13 protein-coding genes, 1 pseudogene and 2 CRISPR repeat arrays are annotated in these 15,305 nt (G+C 25.1%); all 14 genes and pseudogenes read right to left on the reverse strand.

The features are described from left to right. Nucleotides 1-97: 97 nt before the first annotated feature. Nucleotides 98-1,879 carry a DUF4091 domain-containing protein gene (locus BTM21_RS07090; protein ID WP_021875398.1) on the reverse strand — a complete coding sequence of 594 codons (1,782 nt, stop codon included), beginning with the start codon at nucleotides 1,877-1,879 and terminating at the stop codon, nucleotides 98-100. A 34-nt stretch (nucleotides 1,880-1,913) separates the two neighbouring features. Continuing rightward, the gene (locus tag BTM21_RS07095; RefSeq protein ID WP_021875397.1) at nucleotides 1,914-2,561 is read right to left on the reverse strand and encodes a hypothetical protein; all 648 of its coding nucleotides are present in this window, start codon (nucleotides 2,559-2,561) and stop codon (nucleotides 1,914-1,916) included. A 172-nt stretch (nucleotides 2,562-2,733) separates the two neighbouring features. Continuing rightward, on the reverse strand, nucleotides 2,734-3,270 hold the full coding sequence (locus tag BTM21_RS07100) for a DUF4825 domain-containing protein (RefSeq protein ID WP_096145388.1): 537 nt from the start codon (nucleotides 3,268-3,270) through the stop codon (nucleotides 2,734-2,736). 302 nt (nucleotides 3,271-3,572) lie between these two features. Then, complete coding sequence (locus BTM21_RS07105; RefSeq protein ID WP_079481277.1) at nucleotides 3,573-3,812, reverse strand: hypothetical protein; 240 nt, start codon at nucleotides 3,810-3,812, stop codon at nucleotides 3,573-3,575. 201 nt (nucleotides 3,813-4,013) lie between these two features. Next, nucleotides 4,014-4,396, reverse strand: a pseudogene (locus BTM21_RS13930) (IS3 family transposase); the annotation flags it as partial. Between the two features lie 161 nt (nucleotides 4,397-4,557). Then, a CRISPR array of direct repeats spans nucleotides 4,558-5,247; the repeat unit is 30 nt; unit sequence ATTTAAATACATCTCATGTTAATGTTAATC. Nucleotides 5,248-5,463: 216 nt separating this feature from the next. After that, the gene (locus BTM21_RS07115; protein WP_172000993.1) at nucleotides 5,464-6,690 is read right to left on the reverse strand and encodes an IS256 family transposase; all 1,227 of its coding nucleotides are present in this window, start codon (nucleotides 6,688-6,690) and stop codon (nucleotides 5,464-5,466) included. Between the two features lie 120 nt (nucleotides 6,691-6,810). Further along, nucleotides 6,811-9,008: direct repeats of the CRISPR family, unit length 30 nt; unit sequence ATTTAAATACATCTCATGTTAATGTTAATC. Nucleotides 9,009-9,175: 167 nt separating this feature from the next. Next, complete coding sequence (cas2, locus tag BTM21_RS07120) at nucleotides 9,176-9,466, reverse strand: CRISPR-associated endonuclease Cas2 (protein WP_079481275.1); 291 nt, start codon at nucleotides 9,464-9,466, stop codon at nucleotides 9,176-9,178. A 1-nt stretch (nucleotide 9,467) separates the two neighbouring features. Then, a complete protein-coding gene (cas1b, locus tag BTM21_RS07125) occupies nucleotides 9,468-10,466 on the reverse strand; it encodes a type I-B CRISPR-associated endonuclease Cas1b (protein ID WP_021875392.1) in 999 nt (332 codons plus the stop codon). Between the two features lie 9 nt (nucleotides 10,467-10,475). Beyond that, nucleotides 10,476-10,964, reverse strand: a complete 489-nt coding sequence (gene cas4, locus BTM21_RS07130) for a CRISPR-associated protein Cas4 (protein WP_079481815.1) — start codon at nucleotides 10,962-10,964, stop codon at nucleotides 10,476-10,478. Nucleotides 10,965-10,966: 2 nt separating this feature from the next. After that, on the reverse strand, nucleotides 10,967-11,299 hold the full coding sequence (locus BTM21_RS07135; RefSeq protein ID WP_096145389.1) for a hypothetical protein: 333 nt from the start codon (nucleotides 11,297-11,299) through the stop codon (nucleotides 10,967-10,969). A 62-nt stretch (nucleotides 11,300-11,361) separates the two neighbouring features. Beyond that, nucleotides 11,362-12,237, reverse strand: coding sequence for a helicase-related protein (locus BTM21_RS07140; protein ID WP_096145390.1), 876 nt, complete (start codon nucleotides 12,235-12,237; stop codon nucleotides 11,362-11,364). 23 nt (nucleotides 12,238-12,260) lie between these two features. After that, the gene (locus BTM21_RS07145) at nucleotides 12,261-13,529 is read right to left on the reverse strand and encodes a CRISPR-associated endonuclease Cas3'' (RefSeq protein WP_096145391.1); all 1,269 of its coding nucleotides are present in this window, start codon (nucleotides 13,527-13,529) and stop codon (nucleotides 12,261-12,263) included. A 46-nt stretch (nucleotides 13,530-13,575) separates the two neighbouring features. Continuing rightward, the gene (cas5b, locus tag BTM21_RS07150; protein WP_021875388.1) at nucleotides 13,576-14,355 is read right to left on the reverse strand and encodes a type I-B CRISPR-associated protein Cas5b; all 780 of its coding nucleotides are present in this window, start codon (nucleotides 14,353-14,355) and stop codon (nucleotides 13,576-13,578) included. Between the two features lie 2 nt (nucleotides 14,356-14,357). Next, nucleotides 14,358-15,305 carry a type I CRISPR-associated protein Cas7 gene (locus BTM21_RS07155; protein WP_021875387.1) on the reverse strand — a complete coding sequence of 316 codons (948 nt, stop codon included), beginning with the start codon at nucleotides 15,303-15,305 and terminating at the stop codon, nucleotides 14,358-14,360.

Genomic DNA, 15,305 nt, shown 5'->3' on the forward strand with positions numbered 1-15,305 from the left:
ATATTACAAACAAAAATACTTTTACTTTTTATAAGGATTTTGATTTTTAATATTTACTCTATCTTTAATAGTAACTTTAGAACTTAAAGCTTCATTTTCATTTAGATTTTATATATTGTTTTGCAAGTTTATTTACTCCATCACGTATTCTCTTAACTTCATTATTAGTTAATTCACGATCCATCTCTGTTGCTGCTACCGCTGAACCATAACTGTTATTACCTTTGTTAGGTCTTCTTAAAGATTGTACTAAAGTTTCAACTTGTCTCTTTAACTCTAATGAGTTTTCCATAAGGTATTTAGCTTTATTTATATCTCTAATACCTTCTTTTAATCTTTCATATCTAGGAGTAGAATAAAAAGTTTTTGAATCACTATTCTTTTCTGCTGGATATATAAACCATGGGTCTCCAGGTTCCCAATACTTATATGATACATTTTCTAATGGATTCTCAACCCATCCATCCCAAGACCAACGCATAAATCCATCTGTATTTTGTGAAAGTGAATACCACATTGTCCACGCACTTTCTGATGAATCACTAATTGTAAAGCTACTTGGGTAATCCCCTGTACATGTATATATAGTAGTTAACAACCCCCTTTCTTGTCTATGCTTAGCCATATTCCTCATATCTTCTAAATCATGATTTATATGGGATAGTCCTATTGATATATCATCTATTCTATCTAAGAATGAGTAATCACTTCCACTTTGATAATTCATAGCTGAAGATATTTTAAAAGACTCTCCATTAGTATTTTTTATACTTTCAATTAATTCAACACTTGCTCTTAAATCATTCATATTTCTTTCATCCATAGATATATATGTGATCTTAAACCACCCTTTTTCTTCAAGATGCTTCATGAAATCTCTTAAAAATTCAGTCCATGGTATTCTCCATTCAGATGTTCCTGGTGTTGGGCTTATAGATTCTTTACTTCCTGTTACTTCATTATAATATTCAATTCTATTATTCCAAGGAACTATACTATAACACTTAATTTGTCCAACTCCATCTTTAGGATTTATTACTCCTAAATCAATGTTAAATTGAATCCATCTATCAAAATCAGTATAGTCAAATTTAAAATTTCCATTTGATTTTTTAGTCCATTTTACCATTGATGGATCACTATCATAAGATTGATGATTCCATGCCTCTTCAACTATATGAGCAATAACTCCTTTCCCCCCCATATCACGATACTCTTCTAAACTTTCTCTTAAATAATTGAAATGTCTTTCTGTAAATAACTCTTCCTTTGGAATATCATAATATCTAGCAACCGCATATGGATGTTGCCAAATTTCTATTTGAGTATTAGTTTCCTTTGGTAATGGTTGTATAAGATTTAATACCTCAAAAGAATAATCAAATACATAAGGTGCCTCTAACCCTTCTGCATTGACTGTAATTGTTCCATTATATATACCAGTATTTATATCTCTTGGAATTGATATATTAACCCATGCTGATGAAACTTTATTTGCTTCTATATTTAAAGATCCTGATTTATGAATTATATCTGGGAATAATTCAACTGGTGCTGATGAATTTCCACGACCTATGTTTGCTAAAGTTTCCTTAAGCCATGAAATCTCTACATTGTTAGAATTTATAATATCTCCATTTTTATTAACAAAATCACTTGAAGCTATAGTTACATTACTAACTGGAGAATTTTTTGTCCATGTTACTATTTTAGAGTTAAGTTCATCTCCAATCCATGCAGTATCATGCCATGTTGTTTTATTTAATAATTTTATTTCATTATAGTTTTTTTGAAGATAATGAAAATCTGTAGAACCAATAGATGCTCCTAAATATACATCTTTGACTATTAAATCTTCAACTGTATTTTGAAATTTCATTTTTAGTCTTCCCTCCTACTGAGTCTCTATTTTTTTAATTTTTTAAGTTTACCTTAAATTGATTTTTTAACTTAAAATTTAATAAAATAATTGACATTATCTCAACTATTAAAGCATCATACAGATTTATGTTATATAAATATTTATTAAAATACAGTATTATAAATACAATTAGAATAGACGGTAAACTATTTATTAGACTCTTAAAGCCTAAAACAATACTAGTCCACTCATCAAATTTATCTGAGGTTGATTTTTCAGTTTTATTATTAAACATAAAACTAATATTATTAAAAGCTATTGTTAATATAGATAAAATTAAACTTTCAAAATAGAATTCATAGGATAAAGTGGCTCTAGTTATTATAAATTCTAGTAAGAAAACTATAAAAACTAAACTTATAACTAAAAGAAGTGTAACTATATTTTTTGATATAATATATTTTAAAGTTGCCTTATATTTTTTTAGGTAAATATAATCTTCTTTTACTATATGTTCTGAAACAAAATTATATCTTCCAATCATAGAAATTGTAATTAAAATAGCTATCATATATCCATCAATAAACTCTGGGTTATCTAATCTTGTAAGTAAAAAAATTAATGTTAATCCTCCTGATAATGCTAGAAATTCTTTAATCTTATAATCAAAAATTTGTTTTATATTTTTTATTAAATACATAGTAAAAACTCCAATACAATATAATCTTTTTTGAATAAATTATACCATAAATTTCTAATTAATCTAAAAAAAATCAAGATAGTTTTTAATAAATATATTATTATTTGGCTAAACTATTATAAATATAGAAACAAAAAACCACAGCAATAACTGTGGCTTTAGATATCTTGATTTAGTTTTTATTAGTTTTAATAAAGTTCTCCAATGACGATTTATCTTTTGTTATTTCTTTTAAGTCATTTCCAAAAGCATCTTTATTATCATTTATTAAATCAGTTCCTTCATAAGTAATAATAGTTCCATCATCTATATTAAAATTCACTATATCAACGTTCTTAACAAGTGATAATAGTATCAAAGCATTGTTTTTCATTATTTGCGACAAAGATGATGATATAAATGAGCCATCTTCAAATCTAATATCAAGATCTTCAAAATATTTATATTGAATAGTTATCTCATAAGACTTTGATGTGGTTTGTAGTTCTACACCCTCTTTATATATATTGGCTGGTAGATTATTAATTATATTTACTATAGCAGAGTTATCTCCAACATAAGAACCCTTATATTTAAGGACTTTAGTCAAATTTACTTTTGATTCATTAATAGCCTCTTTTTGTTCTATATATTTACCACATCCAACCATTCCTAATAACACCATAAAAACTGCCAATATCACCAACCTCTTAAAGTTACTAATTCTCACTGAATCTCCCCCTTTATTAATGTGTAGCAATATCAAAAATTAGATTAATTCATAGTTATAATATAATTTTTAAAGCTTTATATTATAATTATACATAATTTACAGATTATAACTCCATCATTTGTAAAAATAAAGTTTAAATTAATGTTTCTATCACTAGAAATTCATATATATTAACATATTATTTTAAAATTGCTTGTTGGTGGATTCCTCAAACCCTTTAGAAAATTAAAAAGTTGGTAAACTTATATCATTAAGAAAAGAATTTAAAAGAGTAATATATAGAAGATTTCACCAAGGAATTAACAGTCTAACAGAAACTTATTACTATAATTCTTACCATTGATAGTTAATGTAACTTCTATTTGACCAGTAGCATCTGTTTTAGGGACCTCAGCTACGTAATGAATTTCCCTCGTTTCTGATGGATTTATTAAAGCATTACCTTCTAAATCGGTATTATCAGAATTTTCCGATACAGAAAAGCAAGGATACTCAGTACTTTTAATTTTTATATTTGCAGTAATTAAGTCGCCTGTCAATTTAGCTTCATTATTTAAATTCTTAACATCTATAATTACATCTACATAAACATTATTGGAGTGCTCTGAGTAGATTAGACATATAGAACATACGATTTTTTTCTAATTTTCTTAGGATTACTCCATTTCACGCATTTCTATATATTTGTAACTTTTTGTAATTTCAGTATATGTTTTATACAAGTACCACATAATTAAATTTTAAGCAGCTTTATTTAAATTATTATAATAATTTTTTCTATACTCCCTTGGTGACTTATACCCTAAGGTAGAGTGTAATCTTTTTGCATTATAAAATAATTCAATATATTCAACTATAGCTTGTTTTGATTCCGCTCTCGTTTTAAATTTTCTTCCATAAAGAAAGTGCTTCTTTAAAGATAAGAAGAATAATTCTGCACAAGCATTATCATAACAACATCCTTTAATACAGCTGTATTAAAGGCATCTATAACTAGTCTTCTAGTCATAGTAGAATCCATTGCCCAACCTGTAATACGTCTATCAAATAAGTCAATTACAGTAGCTAAATACAACTAGCCTTCTTCAGTACTTATATAGGTAATATCACCAACATAAACCTTTTTACCTTGTTCTGTTACTAGCCTAATTATTTCTTCTTTATATTCTTTAGTAAATCTTCTTTGGTTTCCCATTTAATAAACACATCCTTCTTAATTATTATTATACGTACTTTCTATGTGTCTATCAAATTGGGTATACTCAAGTACTCAAATTGCCTTGTATTTAAATACATCTCATGTTAATGTTAATCTATATATACTCATCATCATAGTCAAAACTATAAATCATTTAAATACATCTCATGTTAATGTTAATCCTTTAGTATAAGTTCCAACAAATATATTGCCTACCATATTTAAATACATCTCATGTTAATGTTAATCGAATTGCAATCAGTTGCTTTTGAAAGTTAAATATGTATTTAACTACATCTCATGTTAATGTTAATCTGGAATGGTATAACTGGTATGGGCAGATGGATAAGATTTAAATACATCTCATGTTAATGTTAATCTTCAATCTCTTATAATCAATTAACCATTCCATCAATATTTAAATACATCTCATGTTAATGTTAATCCTAGCTTTGAAGAAACACAAGACTATCCTAAGCAGATATTTAAATACATCTCATGTTAATGTTAATCTACAAGCCAAAGATTAATAGAAGAGTGGTATTTTAATTTAAATACATCTCATGTTAATGTTAATCGCAGAGTTTAAGCAAAAGGTATATTTTACCAAGTGCCATTTAAATACATCTCATGTTAATGTTAATCTAATTTATCTAAAAAATACGGAACAAGAAATCCTTTATTTAAATACATCTCATGTTAATGTTAATCAAGAAAAAAAGAATCAGTGATACTAGTTTCAATTAATTTAAATACATCTCATGTTAATGTTAATCAAGGGGAATAAGAGATAATACTTAATTGTTAGGATATTTGAGAGAATAGATAATTCTGTGTAATTATCATTTTTATTATTTTAATATTACTGGAAATTTTCATTTCCAGTAATATTTTTTTATATTTAAGAAATACTAATAATGTTTTTTATTACCTTTTTTAGTATTTCAAAAAAATCTAATAGTATGCATATAATTTATAAAAAGTACAAGCTTTTAAGCTAATTCATCTTTTAATTGATCTTCAAATATTATTGATAGCTCCGCTAGCGTAGCACCCCAATTATGTATAGGTTGAGTCCATTTTTCTAGTATCTCCATTGTTGCTAAGTAAACACACTTATTTAAAGATTCATCAGTTGGGAATATGACTCTAACTTTAGTGAATTTACGTATTTGACGATTAAAACCTTCTAAGATATTTGTAGTATAAATCATCTTTCTTATAGTTGGAGAGAAGTCAAAAAATGTTGAAAGGTTACTCCAATTGTTATACCAGGAATCTATTACTATTCCATATTTATCTCCCCATATCTCCTTTAAATTATCTAGCTGTGCTAACGCAAGTTCCTCTGTTGTAGCCTTATAAACCTCCTTCAAATCTTTCATAAATGCTTTTTTATCTTTTGAAGCTATGTATTTTATTGAATTTCTTATTTGATGAACAATACATGTTTGAATATTTACTGATGGAAATACTGTTTTTATAGCTTGTGGAATACCTTTTAATCCATCCATACAAGCAATTAAAATTTCTTTTACACCTCTATTTTTTAAATCATTGCAAATTCCTAACCAGAATTTAGCACCTTCAGCTTCATCAACCCATATACCTAAAATATCTTTATATCCTTCCATAGTGTATCCTAAGCATATATAGACAGCCTTGTTAACTATCTTTCCATTACTTCTAACTTTAAAGTACATAGCATCTAAATAAACTATTGGATATATTTTATCTAATACTCTATTTTGCCATTCGGCGGCGCTAGCAAGCACTTTATCAGTTATTTTAGATACCATCGATGGTGATATAGTTATTCCATATAAGTCTTCAATTTCAGCCTGAATATCAGATGTTGACATACCTTTAGCATATAAAGATATAATCTTTTTATCTAACTCAGTACACACGGTTTCATATTTTTTTATAATTTGTGGCTCAAATTCAGCATTTCTATCACGGGGTACGTCTAGGTCGACGTCACCGAAGGAACTTCTTAAATTCTTGCGACTATAACCATTCCTGTAGTTCTTCTTAGTTTGATCAACTGCTTCTACACGTTCATATTTATTTCTTCCTAGATGTTCTTCCATTTCACCTTCTAATATATTTTCAAGAACATCTTTAACTAATCTTTGTATTAATCCGTTTTTACCCATTACATCATCGATTGTTTTGCATCTTTTAATTTCCTCATTGTAATCAAAGTTGGTATCAATTTTTCTTGTCAGAATAATTTCTCCTAATTTATATAGTATATTATTCCAAAACTTCCAACTGTTAATACAAAAAACAGTAGATAGTTTTGTTTTTACACAAAACTATCTACTGTCTCGGATATTTAAATACATCTCATGTTAATGTTAATCTAAAAACAATATTTTATTTCATCATTATTTTCTACCATTTAAATACATCTCATGTTAATGTTAATCTTCATTTTACCAATTATACTGTTGTACATTTCCTTAATTTAAATACATCTCATGTTAATGTTAATCTCCAATTGGTCCTTGATTCCCATCAGCTCCTTTTATTTAAATACATCTCATGTTAATGTTAATCAGCCGGTGTTGGGAAAGGTCTCACTTGATTTACAATATTTAAATACATCTCATGTTAATGTTAATCTCATCGTACTCTTTATTAGAATTCCTAGCCTTTCTGATTTAAATACATCTCATGTTAATGTTAATCAGAGATAGTTAAATATAGAGATAAAAGCAAAGAATATTTAAATACATCTCATGTTAATGTTAATCATACCATATCGGGTGTTATGAGGAAAACCCTAAGTAATTTAAATACATCTCATGTTAATGTTAATCTCATTATTTTTTGATGTACTATATTCTTCTTGCTCATTTAAATACATCTCATGTTAATGTTAATCATAAAAAAATAGGCATATTAATACACCTCTTTCAAAATTTAAATACATCTCATGTTAATGTTAATCCAGGGAAAATATGGACGTAGCTAACCGAAACTTTAAATTTAAATACATCTCATGTTAATGTTAATCACCCCGCTTATTTTGTTAGCTAGTTCGTAAGTTGTATTTAAATACATCTCATGTTAATGTTAATCTTAAATGTTTTATAGCTCTCTTTATCCTCCTACTTACATTTAAATACATCTCATGTTAATGTTAATCTGATACGGGAATGTTAGATTTAGCTGAAATAATATAATTTAAATACATCTCATGTTAATGTTAATCTTCCTTTCCACTATTCTTTATTCTTGCACTTGTACATTTAAATACATCTCATGTTAATGTTAATCGTTAAACAGTAAAAGCTTTTATGCTCATTCAATCTAATTTAAATACATCTCATGTTAATGTTAATCAACTTCTCTTCATCATTTAACTTCTTCAAAGCATCATTTAAATACATCTCATGTTAATGTTAATCGTATTCTCGTTATCAAGGATTGGGATATGTTAAAAGATTTAAATACATCTCATGTTAATGTTAATCTTTAATATACCCATTTAAATTATCCCTCCAAATTTATTTAAATACATCTCATGTTAATGTTAATCAATTATATGCGATTTGCAAATACAGAAAGCTAACAAATTTAAATACATCTCATGTTAATGTTAATCTGTTTTAAAAAATAATAAGCTTGGGAGGAAAGTCCAATTTAAATACATCTCATGTTAATGTTAATCAATGCTTTTGGATTAATCCACACATAAACTGACTTATTTAAATACATCTCATGTTAATGTTAATCCTTATTTTCTTTCTAATTTCCTTTTCTTTTTCACTATTTAAATACATCTCATGTTAATGTTAATCTTGTATAAAAGTTCCTTGTGGGTGAAAATTTTTAACATTTAAATACATCTCATGTTAATGTTAATCCACAACTTATAGCAAATGTTATATCATCAGAAGGATTTAAATACATCTCATGTTAATGTTAATCTGTAAATCTCTAGTTCTATTTTATTAGTGTCAGATGATTTAAATACATCTCATGTTAATGTTAATCGAACTTGCACTTGCTATATCTATAGTATTGCACAAAATTTAAATACATCTCATGTTAATGTTAATCAATTGTTATATCAACATTGTCCTCACCAGATTCAGCATTTAAATACATCTCATGTTAATGTTAATCTGTAATTTTCCAGCAGGGTCACTACCTAGCTTATCTATTTAAATACATCTCATGTTAATGTTAATCCATTAAAAGATTCATTCTTATCATCTTTAGGAGAATATTTAAATACATCTCATGTTAATGTTAATCAAATATTTTTTTATCAACTCTATATATTTCTCCTTTATTTAAATACATCTCATGTTAATGTTAATCTCATATTCATGTATTTCATCAAATACAACGACTCCTGATTTAAATACATCTCATGTTAATGTTAATCTATATAAGGGAATTTTGCACCCGGCGGAACACAATTTATTTAAATACATCTCATGTTAATGTTAATCCTTCTTCTATAGGTTTTATTCTCCAGTTGTTATCTATTTAAATACATCTCATGTTAATGTTAATCCTTAGAAAAATGAGAGTTCTTTTATAACTATATATCTATGCAACGCCCATTTTATAATGTTTATATAAATATATTACCAGCTTTTTATTATAAATAAAAGTTAAATACAAAAATAACTTATACCGTAGTATTTTAAAGCTCTAACCTATATTATTAGGTTGGTAATTTTATATTATTAAACTTTCTCCTGTTGTTTGCCCTTGAACTCCTATTATTTCCTCTCCAAAAACATCCCCATTTAAAAGTTTAATAATACATATAAAATCTTCTTCTTTTTCTATAACTTTATTTAAATCTTTTTTCAATAAAATTAATTTTGAAGGAGTTATTCCTCCTCTGAATACTGATTTTTGAAAATGTGATAAATATTTTTTACATACTTTAAATACTTTATTTACACGTTCTTCCTTTATATCATAAAATATAAATACGTAATTATAATTAATTTGTTTTTTCAATTTACATCCCATCCTTTAAGTTAAATGGTAAAAAGGTTTTATCTTCCATAATGAATTTAATCAATTTATAACAATCTAATTTTATAGCTGTTCTATATGTTACTTTTCTTTTAAGCTTTGGATGTAAAAATACTGATTCTAATCTATCTTCAAATGCTTTAATAAATATATTTCTTCCATCCTCATTAAGAAGACAATAATTAACACTTTTATCAAAGTGCTTTGATACCTGTATTCTTCTATTGTTTACAAGTTCAAAAATAGTTTTAAATACAATTATAGGTTTAAATACTTCACTAATATCTAAACTTAAAGAAAATCTCCCCTCAGAAGGTTCATGTAAATAACTAATTCTTTGATCTAAATGAGTTTTATATATAGCAGATATAGTCTTTGTATAAAGCAATGAATTTCCAAAGGAAATCATTGCATTTATAGGATTATCTGGCGGTCTTTTTACTCTTTTATTCATTATAAAGTCTTCTGGTAAAATATTCTTAAATTCCGAATAAAATCTTTGCCATACCTCTCCTTCTAATGCCATTAAACTATTTATATTTTCAATATAGTCAACTTTCTTTAAAAAATCTTTTTTTATCCAATCTATAGTTTCTTTAACTTCTTTTTTATTATGTTTATAATAATGGTATAATACCTCCATAATATTTATACCAATTCCTCTTACTATACTTCTTGCAATAATTATTCTATTCCTTTCAAAAGTTTTTACTTGATTTATTAATAATTTTCCGCTATTATATTTGTTTTTAGGATAAAATGTTCCACTATATCCTTCATAATAATTAAAAAAATGTACTGTTATATTATTCCTAGATATAAAATCTAATAGCTTAGTATTTATACTTATTTCATTTAGACAGTATATTTCACTAGTTCCTTCAACTGGAATATATACATTTTTTCCATCTTTTCTAAAACACAAAGAATTATCTTTTCTTGTTAACTCTCCCATAGAAGTAATATATTTAGTACTTCCCATAAAAACCTCCTAGATATAACAATATTCGTAATAAGCACATCTTTTACATTTGCTTTTATTTAAGATATCAGGCACATTATTAGAATTTATTAATATTTTTATATCTCTTATATGTTTTTCTAGTTCTTTAATAAGTTCACTATTTAATTCTACATATATTATTTTATTTTTAGTTTTATTTTTTTCTATAAATTCTAATTTCCCTTTTCTTCTAATCCCTTTATCATTTAGTGCATTTAAATAAAAAATCAATTGCCATTTTGCAGCTTCAGGATCTGCATCAGATTTTTTTATTTCTGTTAAATAATCTTTTGTAAGTTTATCTATCTTAATATTATCTATCTCTATCTCTGTATTTTTATTTTCTTTAATCTCATGTAGTGCTTTACCTATTTTAACATTTTCACTATTGTCCTCAAAATTCAATCTGTTTCCATGTAAATAACATTGTCTTTTGCAATGAAAGTAATAATTTATTAACGTTCCATTTATTTTCATACTCATATAAACTCACCTACAGTAGACTCAAATCTTTTTTTATCTAACTTCCCATCTATAAAATAATCCTCTCCATTATCTATATAAATAATATCTCCAACTCTATCGTTATAAGAAAAGTTTTCTTTTGTTTTTATTCTATATATAAAATAATTCATATTTGCTCTTACTTCTGATAGTTTTACTGCTTGTTCTGCAAAACTTAATTTATTATCTTTAAGTAATGTTTTATAATTATTCCATACTTCTTCTCCTAAAATCTCCTTTCCATTTTTATTTACTTTATAATTTATAAATATTGATATATCATTTTTATCATCATTTATCAATTTCATTCTATCTTCTATATTTTTAAATTTTAAATTCCCTACTTCATTCTTAAAAAATATCTCTTTATTTAATTTACTAAACTTTTCTGAGTTTTTTTAAGCCTTTTTAGAACTTCTTCATAATAACTTGTAAAAGACTTATCTATTAAACATTGTCTTATATTTTTATTCTCTATTGTTAAGTCCTCATGACTTCTAACATCTTCTTTATATATTCCTTTTATATCGTCTAATTTAAAGAAATATACTAAAGAATTTTCTTTTAAACATGATCTATTTATCCTTCCTAAAAATTGTTCTTCACTATGAAAAATAGATATACTCTTAAATCCTATATCCATATCTATATCAACCCCAGCCTCTATAACTTGAGTTGATATTAAAAGTATATTATTCAAAGTTCTAATTTCATTTAAAATATTTTCTCTTTCTATTGTATTATCATCACCTGTTAAAAGTCTTATATCAAATTCTAACTCTCCTAATTCTTTTCTTTCTATTAAATAACTATAAAAATCATACGCACTTTTTTTGCTTATAAATTCAACTAATATTTTTTTATTTTTATGTTTATTTATCATTTCATATAAATCTTCTATTATATTTTTTGAATCTAATAATCTAAAATCTATCTTTACTCTTTCTTTAAAAATTCTATTTTCAAAATATTTCTTTCTATCTTCTATAAGATTAACTGATCTAGTATCTGACTCTAATAATAAATCTAAATCAGGTAATGTTGCTGACATTATTATTATTTTAATATTTAATATTTCTGCATAGTCATGTAAAAATTCAATTATTTCTCCCCAAATTTTATTTTTATAGCTTTGAATTTCATCCAAAACTATTATACTATTTGCTAGTTGAAAAACCGGAAAAACATCTTCTTTGTTTACTCCAAATAAATACCTAAATATTGATACATGAGTAGTTAAAATCATTGGATAATTTAAGAATTGTCTATTTAATAATGATTTTTCATATTCTTCAAATTTAATTTCTTCTTCATTTTAACTAATACCCTTTTTATTGGATATAGTGAATTAATAATAGCTATTTTATCTAAAACATTTGGTGTTTTTTCATATATATTTTTAAAGTTTTTTATATTTTGTTCTACAAGAGAATTGAATGGATAGACATAAAAGATTTTTCTTTTATTTTCTTCTAATAATTTAAAAGCTAAATTATTAGCTACATTACTTTTTCCACTTCCAGTTGGTGCTTCTAGATAAAATATATTACTATTTCTACTTTTCATTAGACTTTTTTCTGCATCTAAAAACATTTCATTTCTTAAAATATTTATATCATCTATATTAGTAAAATCATTAATTTTACCATAATTGTTTTTCTCATAATTTCTTATTGAATTATATATTACTCCGCCTTCATAAGCTTTTCTAAAAATATTACAGTCCTCTATAGAACCTAAATCTATTATTTCTATATTATTCATAAATTCCGATGTAGAATAATAGTCACAAGCTATAAGTATTGATAATAAAAGTCTTTCGTATATATAAATTGTATTTATCTTTCTTATACAATCTTCACTTTCTTTAAGTTTAGTCATATACAGTTTAAAATAATCATATATGCTATTTATTTTTTTATCTGTTAATTTAATTTCTCTGCTATATGCATATTTATATAGTTCAATATATTTATCCAATAATGGTAATACACTTCTTAAATCTTTACATATTTTCATTTGATATTCTTCTAAGTCTGTAATAAATCCTCCATGATGTCTTGATATAATATAAGAATTTAATATCATAAAAGTAAGTATTCCAGTTCTCTCTTTTTTACTTTTTATATTTTTACATACCTTTTGAAAATAAATATCTAGATATATTATTGAAGAAATTATAGAATGATTAGAATCATTTCTTGTTTTGAGATGTTCTATATTTAAATTATTATTCATTTTTTTCTTTTGAAAAACACCATTTAATTTCCCCATATCATGTAAAGTAATAGTAGAAACCAACATTTCTCTATATATTTTTCTAGCTTCTTCTGAATAATCCTCTAGCATTATATTTTCTACTTTTAAAAATATATCCTCTAAATTTTTATCTTTCACTATTCTCTTTAAATATTTTTTGCATAAATCTATATGCTCTTTTAAAGTTTCTTTTTTATTTTCATTTATATGTGCATATATCTTATAATCTTTATTTATTAGTTCATCTATATTAATTTCTTCTAAATATTCTATATACATATAACTCCCTTCTATAGATAAAGGAGGGATACCCCCTCCTTTATCTCTATATAAATGTTAAAATTTTACCTTCTATCTCATAAACTTCACAATTCAATCGTTTTTCTATTGGTTTATTAGTATATACTAGCCCTTCTAACTTATATCTATTAGTTTGTAAATCTAATCCTACAGGTAACATTTCTTCGTACTTAAATATTAACTCTTCATCCGTTACATTATCATCATCTAAATCATCTAAATCATCTAAATCATCTAAATCATCTAAATCTAATTCCTTATATTTAAATTCATTCTTTTTAAAAAAACTATCTATTTTTATGAATCTATCTATAGTTTTTATATTATTTATTCTTTTAATATTTGTAATTTCTGCTAAATGATCATTTTTACCTAGATATGGTAAGTATATATATGTTCTATCCATTAAAGCATTTGCTATTTTTTGGCTTTCATCATCATTTAAAAGTAAATATATTTCCCAAGAAGGATTTTCTAACCATTGCTCTTTTATTATTAGATTTCCTCCTTTTTCTTGTGAAGCATAACCCACTGAATTATTAAATATATTTATTTTTTTATCTATAATTCCATTTTTATTGTTAGGTACTATTGATATCTTTATATCTTTTAGCTTTTGATAAAACTCTGGATATTGATCATCTTTTTTCATTTGATTATATCCTTTATATCCAAGAATAGCTCCAAAAATACCAACTAACGCCACTTTATGAATGTGTCCATAAGTAAAATATAAATACGAATTAACTTCTGGTTTTTTAAAAAAGGCTGTTCTTCCTCTTAAAGTAAATTTAATGGCTTCCATTACTACACCTCTTTTTTAGTAATGATATTATAATATTTAGCTCCCTCTATATCAGCTTCTACTATTGTTGTGTACGGATTATAATAAATTTCTATATTAGATATCTTTTCTTTTACTTCATTTAATATATTTGTTGCTTTAAATCTTATTATATTTTGATCTTCACTCTTTTCAAATGAAATATAGTTATCTAAATTAGGTAAATATAATGTTTGTTCTGTTTCTATAAATATACAAAATTCATTTTCACATCCAACTTTTGAATTAGTTGCAAAAGCTGTAGCTGAATTTAAAGCAACCTCTTTAAATTTAATATAGTCTTTTTCTGTATATCCTTCAGTAACTCCTAAATCTATATAATCTTTATATGATAATGGATTTATTGTAAAGGGATAGCAATAATGAGCCTCATCCGTTACAATTTTTGTTCCTAATGTTGAATTTTTTGCTTCCTCTTTATCTTCTTTTCCTGGTTTTATACTTGCATCTCTAAAAGGTGATAGTATTTGTTGTTCATCAGCTACAGTTTCATCATATAAATTAAAGCCTTGACCTATTTGAACTGCACCTGTTATTGATATATTGTTTCCTTCTTCTGCAAATGTAGCCCCAAAATTCTTAACATCGACTGCATCAAATAGATTTTTTAGTACGGTTTCAGTATTTTTTTCTTTCTTTAAATCTTCAATTCCAAAAATATATTCATATCTTTCCTTTAAAGATCTAGGCACTAATACAACACTATCTTTAGTTTTGGAAAGTTTCATAGATTTAATATATAAAACTTTTTCACCTGAATTATCCCATAGCTTTTTCATAGGATATTTTAAAGCTTTATCACTACCAAAAATTTCTCCTTTTGAAGTGGTCTTTGGATATCCAGAAAAATCTGCATTCCAATTAGCCATCTTTGATGATATCCCAATTAATCCATATACTCTCTTATTCAT

Origin of the sequence: Clostridium chauvoei (assembly GCF_002327185.1) — a bacterium.
GTDB classification, from domain to species: domain Bacteria; phylum Bacillota; class Clostridia; order Clostridiales; family Clostridiaceae; genus Clostridium; species Clostridium chauvoei.